This window comes from uncultured Dechloromonas sp. (assembly GCF_945957265.1).
Lineage (GTDB): Bacteria > Pseudomonadota > Gammaproteobacteria > Burkholderiales > Rhodocyclaceae > Azonexus.
The window spans coordinates 38,660-53,196 of record NZ_CAMFKO010000015.1; the positions used below are offsets into that span (position 1 = coordinate 38,660).

The following is a 14,537-nucleotide window of genomic DNA, read 5'->3' on the forward strand; positions in this document are numbered from 1 at the left end:
GCCTTTTCTTTGCTTACTTTCTTTTGGCGACGCAAAAGAAAGTAAGACGCCCCGCAAGGGCGGAACCCACCGCCTGCAAAGCAAGCAGCACTCAACAAAAGCCACCTAAAAACCATGGCCACCATCACCTTCTACGAAAAACCCTGCTGCAAAGGCAACCTCCGCCAGAAGACCCTGCTCGCCGCAGCCGGCCACACCGTCCAGGCCAAGAGCCTGAAGACCGAGCCATGGACCGCCGACCGCCTGCTCGCCTTCCTCGGAAAACTGCCCGTCGCCGAGTGGTTCAACCGCTCGGCCCCCGATATCAAATCCGGCGAAATCGTCCCGGAAAACCTCGGCTTCGAAGACGCCCTGCACCTGCTGCTCAACAACCCCCTGCTCATCCGCCGGCCGCTGATGGAAGTCGGCGACGAACGCATGGTCGGCTTCGACCTCGCCCGGGTCGACGCCTGGCTCGGCCTGAACGACGTCGAACTGCCCGAGGGCGACATCGAGACCTGCGCGCATGGCCCGGAAGGCCACGGCAGCTGCGGCAGCCATGCCCACGAGTCCACGCAAATGCACGAGGAAGCCGAGCATGCCGGCGGCGGCGCTCGCTAAGGCTGCCGTCGAGCTGGCGCCGGGCGTCCACTGGGTGGGCGCGCTGGACCCGCATCTGCGCAATTTCGACATCATCCTGAAGACCGCCAACGGCACCAGCTACAACGCCTACGTGGTGCGCGGCGAGCATGGTGTGGCGGTGATCGACACGGTCAAGGAGGAGTTCGCCGACACCTTCTTCGCCCGCCTCGAATCGGTGGCCCGCTACGACGAAATCACCGTCATCGTCCTCAACCACCTGGAGCCGGACCACAGCGGCGCCCTGCCCGAGCTGCTCAAGCGCGCCCCGCAGGCCAGGGTCTATCTGTCCAGCCGGGCGCAGATGATGCTCAAGGCCCTGCTCAAGCCGACCGGCGAGAAGGCCCCGGAATACATCCCGGTCACCACCGACGACGAGGTCGATCTCGGCGGCCGCCGCCTGCGCTTCCTGCACACGCCCTACCTGCACTGGCCCGACACCCAATGCACCTATCTCGTCGAGGACGGCCTGCTGTTCACCGGCGACATCTTCGGCTGCCATTTCTGCGACGCGCGGCTGTTCAACGACCGGGTCGGCGACTTCCGCTTCTCGTTCGAGTACTACTACGCCCACATCATGCGGCCCTTCCGCGAGTACGTGCTCGATGCCATCGCGCTGATCGAACCGCTGGCGATCAGCCTGATCGCCCCGGCGCACGGCCCCATCCTGCGCCACATGCCGCGCGACTACGTGCATCGCTACCGCGAACTGGCGACGCCGCGCCTGTTCAACGAGGCGCGCAGCGAGAAGACGCTGGTCGTCTTCTACATCTCGGCCTACGGCAACACCCGGCGCATGGCCGAGGCGCTCGCCACCGGGGCCGAAGCCATCGGCGGCGTGCGCGTCTCGCTGTACGACCTCGAAGGCGGCGAATCCGGCATTTTCACCGACCTGATCGAGGAAGCCGACGGCCTCGCCTTCGGCAGCCCGACCATCAACGCCGACGCGGTCAAGCCGATCTGGGACGTGCTGTCCTCGCTGACCACGGTCAACGTCAAGGGCAAGCTGGGCGCCGCCTTCGGCTCCTACGGCTGGAGCGGCGAGGCGGTGCGGCTGATCGAGGACCGCCTGCGCGGCCTCAAGCTGCGCGTCCCGCTCGAGGGGTTGCGCATCAAGCTGGTGCCGGACGCCGGCGAACTCGAGGCATGCCGCAGCCTCGGCGAACAACTGGCCCGCCACCTGACCGGCAAGGTCGAGCCGCGGGAAATCGACATGGCCGCTTTGGCCTGATTACAGGGAGAAAACAACATGCCTAAAGCCAAGGTCACCTTCGCGGATATCGGCGTCTCGGTCACCGTACCGGCCGGCACCCGGCTGATCGAGGTGTCGGAAAAGGTCGGCGCCGGCATCACCTACGGCTGCCGCGAGGGCGAATGCTGCACCTGCCTGACCAAGGTCGTTTCCGGCGGCGACAACCTCGCCCCGCCGAGCATCCTGGAAGACCAGGTGCTCAAGGACAACCTGGCCCCGCGCGGCCACCGCCTGGCCTGCCAGGCGCAGATCATCGGCGGCGAGATCGTCGTCAAGCCGGCCTGACCGCCCCGCCCACCGAACAAGATTAAAAGCACAGCTCACCCGACGACGACAGAGAAACCCGATAACCGCTCTCACTGGAGAACCAAGACATGGCCCTCATCACATTCAGCAGCCCGCTGCACAAGGACAAGACGGTCTATGCCGTCGCCGGCAGCCACACCCAGACCATCCTCGACCTGGCCAAGGAACATCACATCCCCATCGACTTCGGTTGCCAGGAAGGCAACTGCGGCACCTGCCTGGTCAAGGTCTCGTCGGTCGACGGCAAGCGCGCCCCGATGGGCGGCCCGCTCAACGTCCGCGAAGTCGCCGCCCTGCTCGAACTCGGCCACGTCACCAAGGCCCAGATCGACCAGATGTACGTCGACGACATCCCGCCCACCCAGTGGCGCCTCGCCTGCCAGATGATCGTCCGCGACGAGGACATCCTGGTCGAATATCCCAGCAAATGAGTCCGCGCAAGTAAGGCAAATGCCATGAACGGTCCGGATCGCCTGCCCCACCGGGCAACGCTGCTCGCCGAACTGCTCTCGTCCCCGGCCGGGGCGAAGGCGGCGGGCGATCCGAACCGTACGCTGCTGGCCAGCATCGTCGCCGGCCAGGCCAGCGGCGAAGGCAGCCTGCCGGCCCATCTCGGCCTCGGCCCGGCCGCCTGCCACACCTTGCTGATCGCCTACTTCCCCGGCTGTGCGGTGCGCATGACGGAACGCGCCGGGGAAGCCATCCCGGAATGGCGCGACCTGCAGAAGCTGCTCCTCGAGAACCGGGCCGGCCAATCGCCGACCGAGCTGCTGGTCGCCAATATCCTCGCCACCGCCTGCGCCGGCCGCGATCACCTGTGGCAGGACCTCGGGCTGGCCAGTCGCGACGAACTGAGCCGCCTGATGTGGGTGAATTTCCCGGCCCTCGCCCGCGCCAACACCGGCGACATGAAGTGGAAGAAATTCCTCTACCGCCAGTTTTGCGCGGCGGAAGGTATCTATGTCTGCCCCGCCCCATCGTGCGGGGTTTGCGCCGATTACAAAAAATGTTTTGGACCGGAGAACTGATCGCCCGCAGCGCCCCGGTCCGCCGGCGCCCGACCGGCGAACCGCCTCTGTCGCCGCTCGCCGAGCGCGCCACGGCCGCCTATCTCGGGCTGGCCATCGGCGACGCGCTCGGCGCCAGCGTCGAATTCATGACGCCAACCGAGATCCGCCAGCAACACGGCGTGCATCGCGACATCGTCGGCGGCGGCTGGCTGCGCCTGAAAGCCGGCCAGGTCACCGACGACACCACCATGTCGCTGGCCCTCGGCGACGCCATCCTGGCCCACGGCCGGGTCGACGCCAGGGTCGCCGCCGACGCCTTCGACGCCTGGATGCGCGCCAAGCCGGTCGATATCGGCAACACCGTGCGCCGCAACCTGATCACCTACCGCAAGACGGGCAATCCCGAGGCGCCACCCTCCGAACACGATGCCGGCAACGGCGCCGCCATGCGCGTGCTGCCCGTCGCCCTCGCCACCGTCGGCCAGCCGGAAGACGCGGTCCGCAGCGCCAGCGCCGCACAGGCCCACACCACGCACCACAACCCGCTGTCCGACGCTGCCTGCGAGGTGCTGACCCTGATGGTGCAGGATTTCCTGGCCGGCCAGGATGCCGCCGCCGTCAAGCGCCAACGGGTCCTGCCCCTGATCGAACGCTTCCCGCTCTTCGCCTGCGACCGCAAGCGCCGCGACAACCCGAGCGGCTACGTGGTCGAAACGTTGCAGGCCGTCTTCCAGGCCTTCTTCGCCACCGAAAACTTCGAAGATTGCCTGATCGACGTCGTCAACCGCGGCGGCGACGCCGACACCACCGGCGCCATCGCCGGCATGCTCGCCGGCGCCCGCTACGGCCTGGCCGCCATCCCCCGCCGCTGGCGCGACGCGCTCGACGGCAACATCCAGCGGCGCTGCCGGGATCAGGCGCAGGCGCTGATCGCCTCAAGCGCCAGCCTTGCCTGAACGCCGGCTGACCGAGGCAAGGAGAGGAAGGGTTATATCGCCGCGGCCTCTGCTTCCAGCGCCAGGCGCAACGCGGCCTCGACCGCGATATCGCCCTCGAGCAGACGCTCGAAGCGGCTCCGGTCGCCCGCGGCGCAACCGGCGAGCAAACCGAGAACCCGGGTAACCAGAGCCGACATCCTGACGTCATCGTAGCCTGGCGGGAACCATGAAACCGCCTGCGCCACCCGCAGCACCCGGGTGGCGTACGAAACCGACAAGGCCAACTCCCCGGGCAGGATGGCGCCTTCCGGAAGCGCCCCCCCGGCAACGACGTAATCGGCGCGCGGCGACTCGACCCGCAACGACGGCCCCGCCTCGGCGGGAGGCGCCCCTTCGCCGCTCAGCCACCAGCTTTCGGGGATGCCGGTGACCCTGACCAGTTTGTCCAGGTTGGCCTTCTGCGGCCGGATCTTGCATGCCAGAAAGCTCTGGATCGTCGCCTTCGGGAAATGCCGGGCGTGCGGCCAGGCAAAGGGGTGTTCGCCAGCCACCAGGCGAAAGCGGTCACCGAATCTCATTTTTCATACCGTGTTATTGAAAAAGCATGCAACAATTCATTTGTCAACCCACCGCGAAGCCATGAAAAGTCACGAAACCCCGCCAAAGAGAAGGCAAGGCGCTTCAACAACCGGCAAGTTTCGTAATTTTTCAATACGAAAACGTGTACATGACAACGTTCAAAAACCCGAAAAAACCAGCCCCTCAGGACTGGCACAAAGCTGACATCAAGGCGGCCGTGGAAAAAGCCGGCTATACCCTGCGCGAACTGGCACGCCGGCACGCGGTCAGCCGCACCTACTTCGCCGAGGCGCTGCACCGGCCGCTGCCCAGGGCACAGGCCATCCTCGCCGAAGTCATCGGCGTTTCCCCGCAAACCATCTGGCCGAGCCGCTACCACAGCGACGGCTCGCCCCGGCGCGGCCTCTACCTCCACAGCGGAAAAAACGGCAAAGACTACCTCGACCGAATGGTACGTAAAGACCCGAAGATGAGTAAAGAAATTTAACGAATTCCGCGCCGTCATGAACGACAGCCTCATACGCAGCGTGCCATGCAGCCTGAACGCGCCGCTCCTCAATGCGGACAGGCGCCTGCTCGCCGGCCTGATCAACCGCCTGCACCACAGCCAGGACCTGGCGGTCGGCTCGGAAGCGATCACCGACATCCTCGGGGAACTGACCGCCTACGCCTTCGAGACGCTGAGCCGCGAGGAACAGGTGCTGGCCGCCATCGGCGTCGCCATGAGCACCCGCCACGCCAGGGAACACCTGCGCTTCCAGGAATACATCGCCAATCACTGCCTGCAGGCCGCCCTCGGCGTCAATGCGACGAAAGAACTGCTGCATTTCCTGATCGCCTGGTGGCACGACCACATACTGGGCACCGACCTCGCCGACATCCGGACCCACGGTCCGAACCTCGGCCTGTCGCCGCCCTAGCAGTCAGTCACGCAGGTTCGCGTCGATGCCGAGGCACGCATCCGCGCCCCGGTCGCGCGAAGCGAAGCGCAGCCATGGCGAGGATGAGCGACAAGGCGAGCGGGGATGCGGGGCGTGCCGAACATGGCATCTGCGTGACTGACGACTAGCCATGGCCTGAGCGCTTCAGGCAGCCGGCCAGCGCCGCATCCATCGTCGCCACATGGGTGGCGAACCAGGCCGGCAGGTTCTTCGCGTATTCCCGGGCCATGCCCAGGCGCCCGGCCGCCACCCCGCGCGCCATCTGCGCCAGTTCACCAAGCACCCGCAGATGCTCGCCGTTGTGCTCGCCGATGGCGGGAAAGCGGCAGGCCTTCATCAGCCTGCCTTCGTGCTCGAAGTGCAGCCGGGTATGCTCGCGCAAGCTGTCGAACAGCGCCGGGAAGCTGTCGTCCGGCGCGGCGAACAGGGCATCGGCCATGGCGACGAATTCGCGATGGGTGGCGTCCATGTCCGCCACCCCGAGCGCAAACCGCTCGTCCCAGGGCATCAGACCGCCCCGTGGGTTTCGCGCTTGGCGTTGTTGGTGGTCTTCAGGGCTTCCTCGACGCTCGATTCCGGGTATTTGTATTTGAATCCCTTGAAGGCATTGAACACGGTGACCACCTTGTCGGCCGAGCTTTGCCCCTTGAAGTCGCCTTTTTCCAGCGCGGCGAGGTCGATCAGCTCGTTCCAGCACAGGCCTTCGGTCAGCGGGATGAAGGCGACGGTGGCGCCGTTGACGACGGACACGAAGGGCTTCGGGATATTGACGGTGAACATCACCGCGACGGTTCCCGGATTGAGGCCGGCGCCGAACTTTTCCATCAGGGCCGGCCAGTGCTGCAGTTCTTCGAGCGAACCGGAAATCAGCTTCAGCGCGTCGCCCTGCCCGAGCACGATGGCCTGCTTGAACAGCGCGACCGGCGGCTTGCGGCGCCCCTGGTCGTCGGCCACGTCGCCTTCGATGACGACCAGTTCGCCGCGATAGGCCTCCCAGCCGGCATCGCTGGCGGCTTCGCGGAAGTTGGAATTGAAAAAGTACGGTTCGTAGCTATTGAGCAGCATGGTATTTCTCCCTGTTCATGAATGCGGTCAGGCCGGTATGGCGGCCCCGATGAATTCGAAAATGTCGGACGGGATGATCTCCAGCCCGACCTTCCTGCAGAAACGCCTTTCCTTGTCGGTCGGCTCGGCGATGAAGATCCAGCCGGCCGGCTGGGCGGCGGCGTGGATCATGTCGGCCATCACCATGCGCTCGGTATCGCGGTTCAGGCGCATGCCCAGCAGCAGGTATTGCTTGCCCTTGCGCAGTTCCTTGACCGCCGGCGGAATCGAGAAGCCGCCCATCAGTTCGGTGATGAAATCGACGTAGTCGGCATCGGAGGCGATATAGACGGGCTCCGGCTTCGGCGTGCCCATCGGCTTGAACAGGATGGGGATGGCCGGGTTGATAACCTCGCTCTTCTGGTAGGACACGCCGTTCCAGAAATAGAGCTTGTAGCGGAAATCGGTGCCGCCGATGCGCGCGATGCCGACGATCAGGTTGTGCGGGATGTCGGCGTAGGAGTCCTGCAGCTGCGTATCGCGGTTGATGTCGATGACGTAGTGCGGCGTGAGGCTCTTCAGCCAGTCGTGCAGGGCGCCGCGCGTCCATTGGGTGTCGCCGTAGACGCGGGTGAGGAACTTGGTCACCGTGCTGCGGCCGCGCTTCAGCTCGACGTTCATCGCGGCGCGCGGGAATTCGTACATCAGCTTGGGCGCCATCGGCTTGCCGTCGTTCATGGCGTAGATCAGCGAATCGCTGTCGGCCGGAATCGCTGCGCCGGTCGCCGCGTTTCTGACATCGGCCAGCACGCCGGGGCCGAGATAGGGAACGATGCTGCCGTCCCGGAGGCCGGCCAGCAGTGTGTCGCGCAGTTGTGGGGTCATGTCTTTTGCTCTGGAAGAGGGGGCAAGCCCTTTGAGCAAAATCCAGGCCCGTCGGCAGATCACGCAGCCACGGGCTTTTCCGCCGGCACGTCGGCGGCCGTTGTCGGTTTACCTACACGACAGGAGGGCGTTTCAGCACACCTCGGCCCGGTTGCGGCCGGCTCCCTTGGCCTGGTAGAGCAGTTCGTCGGCCTGACGGAACAGCGTCTTGATTTCGCCGCCGGCCGGAGCAAGGCAGGCGCCGCCGGCCGAGATGGTGACCACGCCGAAATCGCCGTTCTTTTCGTGCGGCAGGCGCAAGGCATGGACCGCCTCGACCAGGCTCGCCGCCAGGCCGGCATGGACCCCGGGCGCGACCTCGGGAATGACCACGGCGAACTCTTCGCCGCCGTAACGGGCGGCAAAGGCGCCGAGCGCCGTCCGGTCGTCATGGGCCTGCTGCACGCAGCGGTCGATGCAGCCGGCCACGGCACGCAGGCACTCGTCGCCGGCCAGGTGGCCGTAGTGGTCGTTGTATTTCTTGAAATTGTCGACGTCGACCATGAGCAGGCTGAACGGCCGGCCGGCGCGGGTCGCCAGCTCCCACAGCGTGTCGACCTGCAGATCCATGGCGCGGCGATTGAGCAGCCCGGTCAGGCCGTCGCGGTTGGCCTGGTCCTGCAACTTCGCATTGGCCAGCGACAGCCGCGTGCGCAGTCCGGCAATCCGTGACATGGCCTTCATCTTGGCCTGCAGCACGGCTTCCGACACGGTCTTGGAAATGAAGTCGTCGCCGCCGGCCTCGATGGCGGTGACCAGGTTGCTGTCGGTATCGGTGGCGGTGACGAAGATGATCGGCGTCCACGCCCAGGGCTCGTGGCCTTCCTGGGCGCGAATGCGGGTGGTCGCCTCGAAGCCGTTCATGCCGGGCATCTCGATGTCCATCAGGATCAGGTCGAAGGCCTCGGCCCGGAACAGGTCGATCGCCGACTGCCCGTCGAGGGCATGGCGCACCTCATGACCAAAGGATTCCAGGCGGGCGCACATCACCATGGCAATGGCGCGCGAATCGTCGACCAGCAATATCTTCATGTCTTGCGGAACCCTGTCATGACAAAAACAATTGCCCAGAGCATACCCGGACGCGGCCACGAAAAATAGTCCGAAAGTAATAGATCAACAATGTTTTGCGTGAACCGTGAAAAATTCCCGGCATCGCTCGCCGGGCCGGCCGCTCACAGGGTGGTCAGGCTGACCTCGACCACCCCGCCGATCGCCAGGAACTCGTCCTCGCCCTGCAGCACGCCGGGGAGCAGGCCGCAGTGGAAGAAGATCTTGGTCAGCGGGATGTCGACGGCCAGGATGTAGTCGCCGAACTCGCAGGCGCGCTCGCGGCTGCAGGTGAAGGAGTTGAGGTTATTGAGCAGCACGACGTGCTGCCCCTTGCCCCGGCTTTCCAGCACCTCGTGGTCGGCCAGCCGGTTGACGCCGCGATAAAGCGTGACATGGCGGGCACCGGGGTGGCGGCGGGCCAGTTCGAACTGGCAGAAGGTGTACACCAGGTCGAGTTGGGCCTCGATGGCGTTGGTGCCGTACAGGCCCTGGGCGCGCATTTCCTGGTAGCGGCGATAGGCGCTGCCCGACGGGTCGCGCAGCGCCTGGCCGTGCCAGCGCGGGGTCAGGCCGAAGCGCGACTCGACCCAGCCCTTGAGCACCGCCCCCTCGCGGCTGTCGGCATCGAAGCTCCAGCCGCGGATCATCCTGATGTAATTGGCCTTGGCCCGGCCCTTCCGGGTGCCGCTGAACCCCATGTCCTCCGGCCGTTCCAGCCGGAAATGCACGGTCAGGTAGTCGCCGAAGACCTCGCCGCGCTGCGCCGCGGGCGCTGCTTCCAGGCGCTGGAACAGGTTGCGGTGCAGTTCGGCCACGCCGTCGAGCAGCAGCTCGGCCGGATGTTGCTGGAAGGTGAGGCTGCCGAGCACGACCGCCGGCAGGTTGCAGCGATTGATCGGCAAGCGCGCCTCGCGCGGCAGCGTCGCTTTGTTGTCACCCCTACACATTGTAGGGGAATTGTCGGGTGTGCCCGCCCCGGCAGAAGCCGGATAAATTTCAATTTCCATTGAAAATTCAATCACATGGAGTCTGTCAATCGATCTGGCACGCTACGTGCAGATAGTCAGTCGCGACACTAACCAATTCCTTCGCAAATCGACTGACAGACTAAGGAGATTACACCATGGCAAAACTCCGTCAATGTGCCATCTACGGCAAAGGCGGCATCGGCAAGTCCACCACCACGCAGAACCTGGTGGCGGCACTGGCCGAATCCGGCAAGAAAGTAATGATCGTCGGCTGTGACCCGAAAGCCGACTCGACCCGCCTGATCCTGCACAGCAAGGCCCAGACCACCGTCATGCACCTGGCTGCCGAAGCCGGCTCCGTGGAAGACCTCGAACTCGAGGACGTGCTCTCCGTCGGTTTCGGCGGCATCAAGTGCGTCGAGTCCGGCGGCCCGGAACCCGGCGTCGGCTGTGCCGGCCGCGGCGTCATCACCGCCATCAACTTCCTGGAAGAAGAAGGCGCCTATGACGAAGACCTCGACTTCGTGTTCTACGACGTGCTCGGCGACGTGGTCTGCGGCGGCTTCGCCATGCCGATCCGCGAAAACAAGGCGCAGGAAATCTACATCGTCTGCTCGGGCGAAATGATGGCCATGTACGCCGCCAACAACATCTCCAAGGGCATCGTGAAGTACGCGAACTCCGGCGGTGTCCGCCTGGCCGGCCTGATCTGCAACTCGCGCAACACCGACCGCGAGGATGAACTGATCATGGCCCTGGCTGCCCGCCTCGGCACCACCATGATCCACTTCGTGCCGCGCGACAACGCCGTGCAGCACGCCGAGATCCGCCGCATGACGGTCATTGAATACGATCCGAAGCACAAGCAGGCCGACGAATACCGTCAGCTGGCCGCCAAGATCGTCAACAACACCAACTTCGTCATCCCGACCCCGATCGAGATGGAAGAGCTGGAAGACCTGCTGATGGAATTCGGCATCATGGAAGCCGAAGACGAGTCCATCGTCGGCAAGACCGCCGCCGATCTGGCCGCCTGAGCAATACCCGCCGCCCGGCGGGTGCCCAGGCATCCGCCACTTTCAACCAGCGCGCTGGCTACAGATTGGTAGCAGCGCCAGGAGGAAAAAATGACGACTCTGTCTCGTGAAGAAACCGACGCCCTCATCGCCGAGGTGCTCGAGGTTTACCCGGAAAAAGCCAAGAAGGACCGTACGAAGCACCTCGCGTCCAACGACGTTTCCGTTGAACAATCCAAGAAGTGCATCACCTCCAACCGCAAGTCGCTGCCCGGCGTGATGACCATCCGCGGTTGCGCCTACGCCGGTTCCAAGGGCGTGGTCTGGGGTCCGATCAAGGACATGATCCACATCTCGCACGGCCCGGTCGGCTGCGGCCAGTATTCCCGTGCCGGCCGCCGCAACTACTACGTCGGCACCACCGGCGTCGATACCTTCGGCACGATGAACTTCACCTCGGACTTCCAGGAAAAGGACATCGTCTTCGGCGGCGACAAGAAGCTGGCCAAGCTGATCGAGGAAGTCGAACAGCTCTTCCCGCTGCACAAGGGCATATCGGTCCAGTCCGAGTGCCCGATCGGCCTGATCGGCGACGACATCGAGTCGGTGTCCAAGAAGGCTGCCGCCGTCCTCGACAAGCCGGTCGTCCCGGTGCGCTGCGAAGGCTTCCGCGGCGTGTCGCAATCGCTCGGCCACCACATCGCCAACGACGCGATCCGCGACTGGGTGCTCGACAAGCGCGACGGCCAGCCCTTCGAATCGACCCCCTACGACGTGGCCATCATCGGCGACTACAACATCGGCGGCGACGCCTGGGCCACCCGTATCCTCCTCGAGGAAATGGGCCTGCGCGTCACGGCGCAGTGGTCCGGCGACGGCACCATTGCCGAAATGATGAACACGCCGAAGGTCAAGCTGAACCTGCTGCACTGCTACCGTTCGATGAACTACATCTCGCGCCACATGGAAGAGAAGTACGGCATTCCTTACCTGGAATACAACTTCTTCGGCCCGACCAAGATCGTCGAATCCTGCCGCAAGATCGCCGCCTTCTTCGACGACACCGTCAAGGCCAAGACCGAGGCCATGATCGCCCGCTACCAGCCGATGATGGACGAGATCATCGCCAAGTACAAACCGCGCCTCGAAGGCAAGAAGGTCATGCTCTACGTCGGCGGCCTGCGTCCGCGTCACGTCATCGGCGCCTACGAAGACCTCGGCATGGAAGTCATCGGCACCGGCTACGAATTCGGCCACAACGACGACTACGACCGGACGATCAAGGAAATGGGCGACGCCACCCTGCTCTACGACGACGTCACCGGCTTCGAGCTGGAAGAGTTCGTCAAGCGCCTGAAGCCCGACATGGTCGGCTCCGGCATCAAGGAAAAGTACATCTTCCAGAAAATGGGCATCCCGCTGCGCCAGATGCACTCCTGGGACTACTCCGGTCCGTACCACGGTTACGACGGTTTCGCGATCTTCGCCCGCGACATGGACATCGCCCTCTCCAACCCGACCTTCAAGAACCTGGTTCCGCCCTGGAAGAAGGTCGCTGAAGAAGACGTGAAGAAGGCCGCCTAAGTACCAGGAATTGGGAAACGGACGATGGCGGCGGGTGATTGCGGACTTCGCGTCCTTCACCCGTCCCCTCCCCCGGGACCCTGATCTTCAACCTTGCGCCCGGCACTGCAGATGAGCGGTACGGGCAAGGAGATAGCAATGCAAACCGCAGACAACATCAAGCCCTGTTATCCGCTGTTCCGCGACGACGACTACAAGAAGAACCTGGCCGAGAAGCGCGTCCAGTTCGAGGAAGGTCACGGTCCGGACAAGGTCTTCGAAACCTTCATGTGGACGACCACGCAGGAATACCAGGAACTCAACTTCAAGCGCGAAGCCCTGACCGTCGATCCGGCCAAGGCCTGCCAGCCGCTCGGCGCCGTCCTCTGCGCCTCCGGCTTCCACAAGACCCTGCCCTACGTGCATGGTTCGCAAGGCTGCGTCGCCTACTTCCGCACCTACTTCAACCGTCACTTCAAGGAACCGTGCTCCTGCGTCTCCGACTCGATGACGGAAGACGCCGCGGTGTTCGGCGGCCAGAAGAACATGTTCGACGGCCTGGAAAACGCCAAGGCCATCTACAAGCCGGACATGATCGCCGTCTCCACCACCTGCATGGCCGAAGTCATCGGTGACGACCTCAACGCCTTCATCAACAACTCGAAGAAGGCCGGCCACATTCCGCAGGACTACCCGGTGCCCTTCGCCCATACCCCGTCCTTCGTCGGTTCGCACACCACCGGCTGGGACAACATGGAAGAAGGCATCCTCCGCTACTTCACGCTGAACGCCATGGAAGGCAAGGTCGTCGGCTCGAACAAGAAGGTCAACATCGTTCCCGGCTTCGAGACCTACCTCGGCAACTACCGTGTCGTGAAGCGCATGCTGACCGAGATGGGCGTCGGCTACACCATGCTGTCCGACCCGACCGACGTCTTCGACACCCCGGCCGACGGCGAATTCCGCATGTACTCCGGCGGCACGACGATGGACGAAGTCAAGGACGCGCCGAACGCCATCACCACGCTGCTGATGCAACCTGCCCAGCTGGAAAAGACGAAGAAGTTCGTCGAAAACACGTGGAAGCACGACATTCCGAAGCTCAACATCCCGATGGGTGTCGAGTGGACCGACGAGTTCCTGATGAAGGTCTCCGAAGTCACCGGCCAGCCGATCCCTGCTTCGCTGGAACTGGAACGCGGCCGCTGCATGGACCTCATCTCCGACAGCCACGCCTGGCTGCACGGCAAGAAGTTCGCCCTCTACGGCGACCCGGACTTCGTCATGGGCATGGTCAAGATCCTGCTCGAAGTTGGCGCCGAGCCGACCCACATCCTCTCCCACAACGCCAACAAGCGCTGGGGCAAGAGCATGGAAAAGCTGCTCGCCTCCAGCCCGTTCGGCACCCTGGGCAAGGTCTACGTCGGCAACGACCTGTGGCACATGCGCAGCCTGTGCTTCACGGACAAGCCTGACTTCCTGATCGGCAACAGCTACGGCAAGTACATCCAGCGCGACACCCGCCACAAGGGCGAGGAATTCGAAGTGCCGCTGATCCGCCTCGGCTTCCCGATCTTCGACCGCCACCATCAGCACCGGGCCACCACCATGGGCTACGAAGGGATGATGTCCGTGGTCACCCAGCTGACCAACGCCATCCTTGAGCAACTCGACAAGGAAACCATCGGCATGGGAACGACGGACTACAACTTCGACCTGGTCCGCTAATCCGGCCAGACCGGCGCCCCGCTGCCGGCAACGGCGGTGGGGCATCGGCACGAAGTCCAGCGACAAACGAAACCTAGGGAGCTGAAATGGCCAACATCATGATCCAGCAAGGCAGCAGCGGCGGGCTGGTGTTCTACCTTCCGAAGCGCGACCTGGAAGCGTCCATCGAGTCCATCGAATTCGACACCCCGGAAAAATGGGGTGGCGAACTGAAGCTGGACAACGGCGGCACGTATTACATCGACCCGATCGCCAAGCCACCTCGCCTGCCGGTATCCCTGAGAGCCAAGCGCCTCGGCGCTGCTGAAGATTAAGCCTTTGAAACCTGCCCGCCCCAGCCAGCCGCTTATTTGACCACTGCGGCCAGCCAAGGGCGGATTGAAAGGAGAGCATCATGGCAATGAAAATCGACCCCGACATGTGCACCGCCTGCGGCGACTGCAAGCCGGTCTGCCCGACCAAGTCGATCAGTTCCGGCAAGATCTTCTTCAAGATCGACGGCGCCACCTGTACGGAATGCGACGGCCACAACGACTCCCCGTTGTGCGTCGACGTCTGCCCATCCGGCTGCATCAGCCCGGCCTGATTCCAGCGTCT

The 14,537-nt window shown here is 64.2% G+C and carries 19 protein-coding genes; 13 read left to right on the top strand and 6 right to left on the bottom strand.

Going from position 1 to position 14,537, the window contains the following annotated elements; genetic code table 11:
* The first annotated feature begins 114 nt into the window (after window positions 1-114).
* From Q0P59_RS09875 to draG, 6 genes are all read left to right on the top strand, one after another.
* Window positions 115-600, top strand: a complete 486-nt coding sequence (locus Q0P59_RS09875) for an ArsC/Spx/MgsR family protein (RefSeq protein WP_295006146.1) — start codon at window positions 115-117, stop codon at window positions 598-600.
* Entirely contained in the window at window positions 578-1,849 is a 1,272-nt protein-coding gene (locus Q0P59_RS09880; RefSeq protein WP_295006148.1) for an FprA family A-type flavoprotein, read from the top strand. Before Q0P59_RS09875 ends, Q0P59_RS09880 begins: the two co-directional genes overlap by 23 nt.
* An 18-nt stretch (window positions 1,850-1,867) precedes the next feature.
* Window positions 1,868-2,155 carry a 2Fe-2S iron-sulfur cluster-binding protein gene (locus tag Q0P59_RS09885; protein WP_295006150.1) on the top strand — a complete coding sequence of 96 codons (288 nt, stop codon included), beginning with the start codon at window positions 1,868-1,870 and terminating at the stop codon, window positions 2,153-2,155.
* 89 nt (window positions 2,156-2,244) lie between these two features.
* Entirely contained in the window at window positions 2,245-2,607 is a 363-nt protein-coding gene (locus Q0P59_RS09890; RefSeq protein WP_295006152.1) for a 2Fe-2S iron-sulfur cluster binding domain-containing protein, read from the top strand.
* Window positions 2,608-2,631: 24 nt separating this feature from the next.
* On the top strand, window positions 2,632-3,204 hold the full coding sequence (locus Q0P59_RS09895) for a nitrogen fixation protein NifQ (RefSeq protein ID WP_295006154.1): 573 nt from the start codon (window positions 2,632-2,634) through the stop codon (window positions 3,202-3,204).
* Window positions 3,183-4,142, top strand: a complete 960-nt coding sequence (draG, locus tag Q0P59_RS09900) for an ADP-ribosyl-[dinitrogen reductase] hydrolase (protein ID WP_295006156.1) — start codon at window positions 3,183-3,185, stop codon at window positions 4,140-4,142. Before Q0P59_RS09895 ends, draG begins: the two co-directional genes overlap by 22 nt.
* A gap of 32 nt (window positions 4,143-4,174) precedes the next feature.
* Here draG and Q0P59_RS09905 read toward each other — a convergent pair whose 3' ends face one another.
* The gene (locus Q0P59_RS09905) at window positions 4,175-4,702 is read right to left on the bottom strand and encodes a hypothetical protein (RefSeq protein WP_295006158.1); all 528 of its coding nucleotides are present in this window, start codon (window positions 4,700-4,702) and stop codon (window positions 4,175-4,177) included.
* 149 nt (window positions 4,703-4,851) lie between these two features.
* Between Q0P59_RS09905 and Q0P59_RS09910 the strand changes: the two genes are divergently transcribed.
* Both Q0P59_RS09910 and Q0P59_RS09915 read left to right on the top strand, forming a co-directional pair.
* Window positions 4,852-5,190 carry a helix-turn-helix transcriptional regulator gene (locus tag Q0P59_RS09910; protein WP_295006160.1) on the top strand — a complete coding sequence of 113 codons (339 nt, stop codon included), beginning with the start codon at window positions 4,852-4,854 and terminating at the stop codon, window positions 5,188-5,190.
* Window positions 5,191-5,206: 16 nt separating this feature from the next.
* Entirely contained in the window at window positions 5,207-5,623 is a 417-nt protein-coding gene (locus Q0P59_RS09915; RefSeq protein ID WP_295006163.1) for a hemerythrin family protein, read from the top strand.
* A 145-nt stretch (window positions 5,624-5,768) separates the two neighbouring features.
* On the opposite strand, the gene Q0P59_RS09920 is transcribed toward Q0P59_RS09915, so the two are convergent.
* The 5 genes from Q0P59_RS09920 to Q0P59_RS09940 form a co-directional block, all read right to left on the bottom strand.
* Window positions 5,769-6,152, bottom strand: a complete 384-nt coding sequence (locus Q0P59_RS09920) for a hemerythrin family protein (RefSeq protein ID WP_295006165.1) — start codon at window positions 6,150-6,152, stop codon at window positions 5,769-5,771.
* Window positions 6,152-6,709 carry a hypothetical protein gene (locus Q0P59_RS09925; RefSeq protein WP_295006167.1) on the bottom strand — a complete coding sequence of 186 codons (558 nt, stop codon included), beginning with the start codon at window positions 6,707-6,709 and terminating at the stop codon, window positions 6,152-6,154. The genes Q0P59_RS09920 and Q0P59_RS09925 overlap by 1 nt, the downstream gene beginning before the upstream one ends.
* 27 nt (window positions 6,710-6,736) lie before the next feature.
* Complete coding sequence (locus Q0P59_RS09930; protein WP_295006169.1) at window positions 6,737-7,573, bottom strand: SIR2 family protein; 837 nt, start codon at window positions 7,571-7,573, stop codon at window positions 6,737-6,739.
* A gap of 132 nt (window positions 7,574-7,705) precedes the next feature.
* A complete protein-coding gene (locus Q0P59_RS09935; protein ID WP_295006170.1) occupies window positions 7,706-8,644 on the bottom strand; it encodes a diguanylate cyclase in 939 nt (312 codons plus the stop codon).
* 143 nt (window positions 8,645-8,787) lie between these two features.
* The gene (locus Q0P59_RS09940; protein WP_295006172.1) at window positions 8,788-9,612 is read right to left on the bottom strand and encodes an NAD(+)--dinitrogen-reductase ADP-D-ribosyltransferase; all 825 of its coding nucleotides are present in this window, start codon (window positions 9,610-9,612) and stop codon (window positions 8,788-8,790) included.
* Between the two features lie 176 nt (window positions 9,613-9,788).
* On the opposite strand from Q0P59_RS09940, the gene nifH reads away from it, so the two are divergent.
* The 5 genes from nifH to Q0P59_RS09965 all read left to right on the top strand — a co-directional run bounded on the left by nifH (window position 9,789) and on the right by Q0P59_RS09965 (window position 14,526).
* A complete protein-coding gene (gene nifH / locus Q0P59_RS09945; protein WP_295006174.1) occupies window positions 9,789-10,670 on the top strand; it encodes a nitrogenase iron protein in 882 nt (293 codons plus the stop codon).
* A 90-nt stretch (window positions 10,671-10,760) separates the two neighbouring features.
* Window positions 10,761-12,233, top strand: a complete 1,473-nt coding sequence (gene nifD / locus Q0P59_RS09950; RefSeq protein ID WP_295006176.1) for a nitrogenase molybdenum-iron protein alpha chain — start codon at window positions 10,761-10,763, stop codon at window positions 12,231-12,233.
* A 138-nt stretch (window positions 12,234-12,371) separates the two neighbouring features.
* Complete coding sequence (gene nifK / locus Q0P59_RS09955) at window positions 12,372-13,940, top strand: nitrogenase molybdenum-iron protein subunit beta (RefSeq protein ID WP_295006178.1); 1,569 nt, start codon at window positions 12,372-12,374, stop codon at window positions 13,938-13,940.
* Window positions 13,941-14,026: 86 nt separating this feature from the next.
* Window positions 14,027-14,254, top strand: a complete 228-nt coding sequence (gene nifT / locus Q0P59_RS09960; protein ID WP_295006180.1) for a putative nitrogen fixation protein NifT — start codon at window positions 14,027-14,029, stop codon at window positions 14,252-14,254.
* An 80-nt stretch (window positions 14,255-14,334) separates the two neighbouring features.
* Entirely contained in the window at window positions 14,335-14,526 is a 192-nt protein-coding gene (locus Q0P59_RS09965; RefSeq protein ID WP_066879924.1) for a 4Fe-4S binding protein, read from the top strand.
* The last annotated feature ends 11 nt before the right edge of the window (window positions 14,527-14,537 follow it).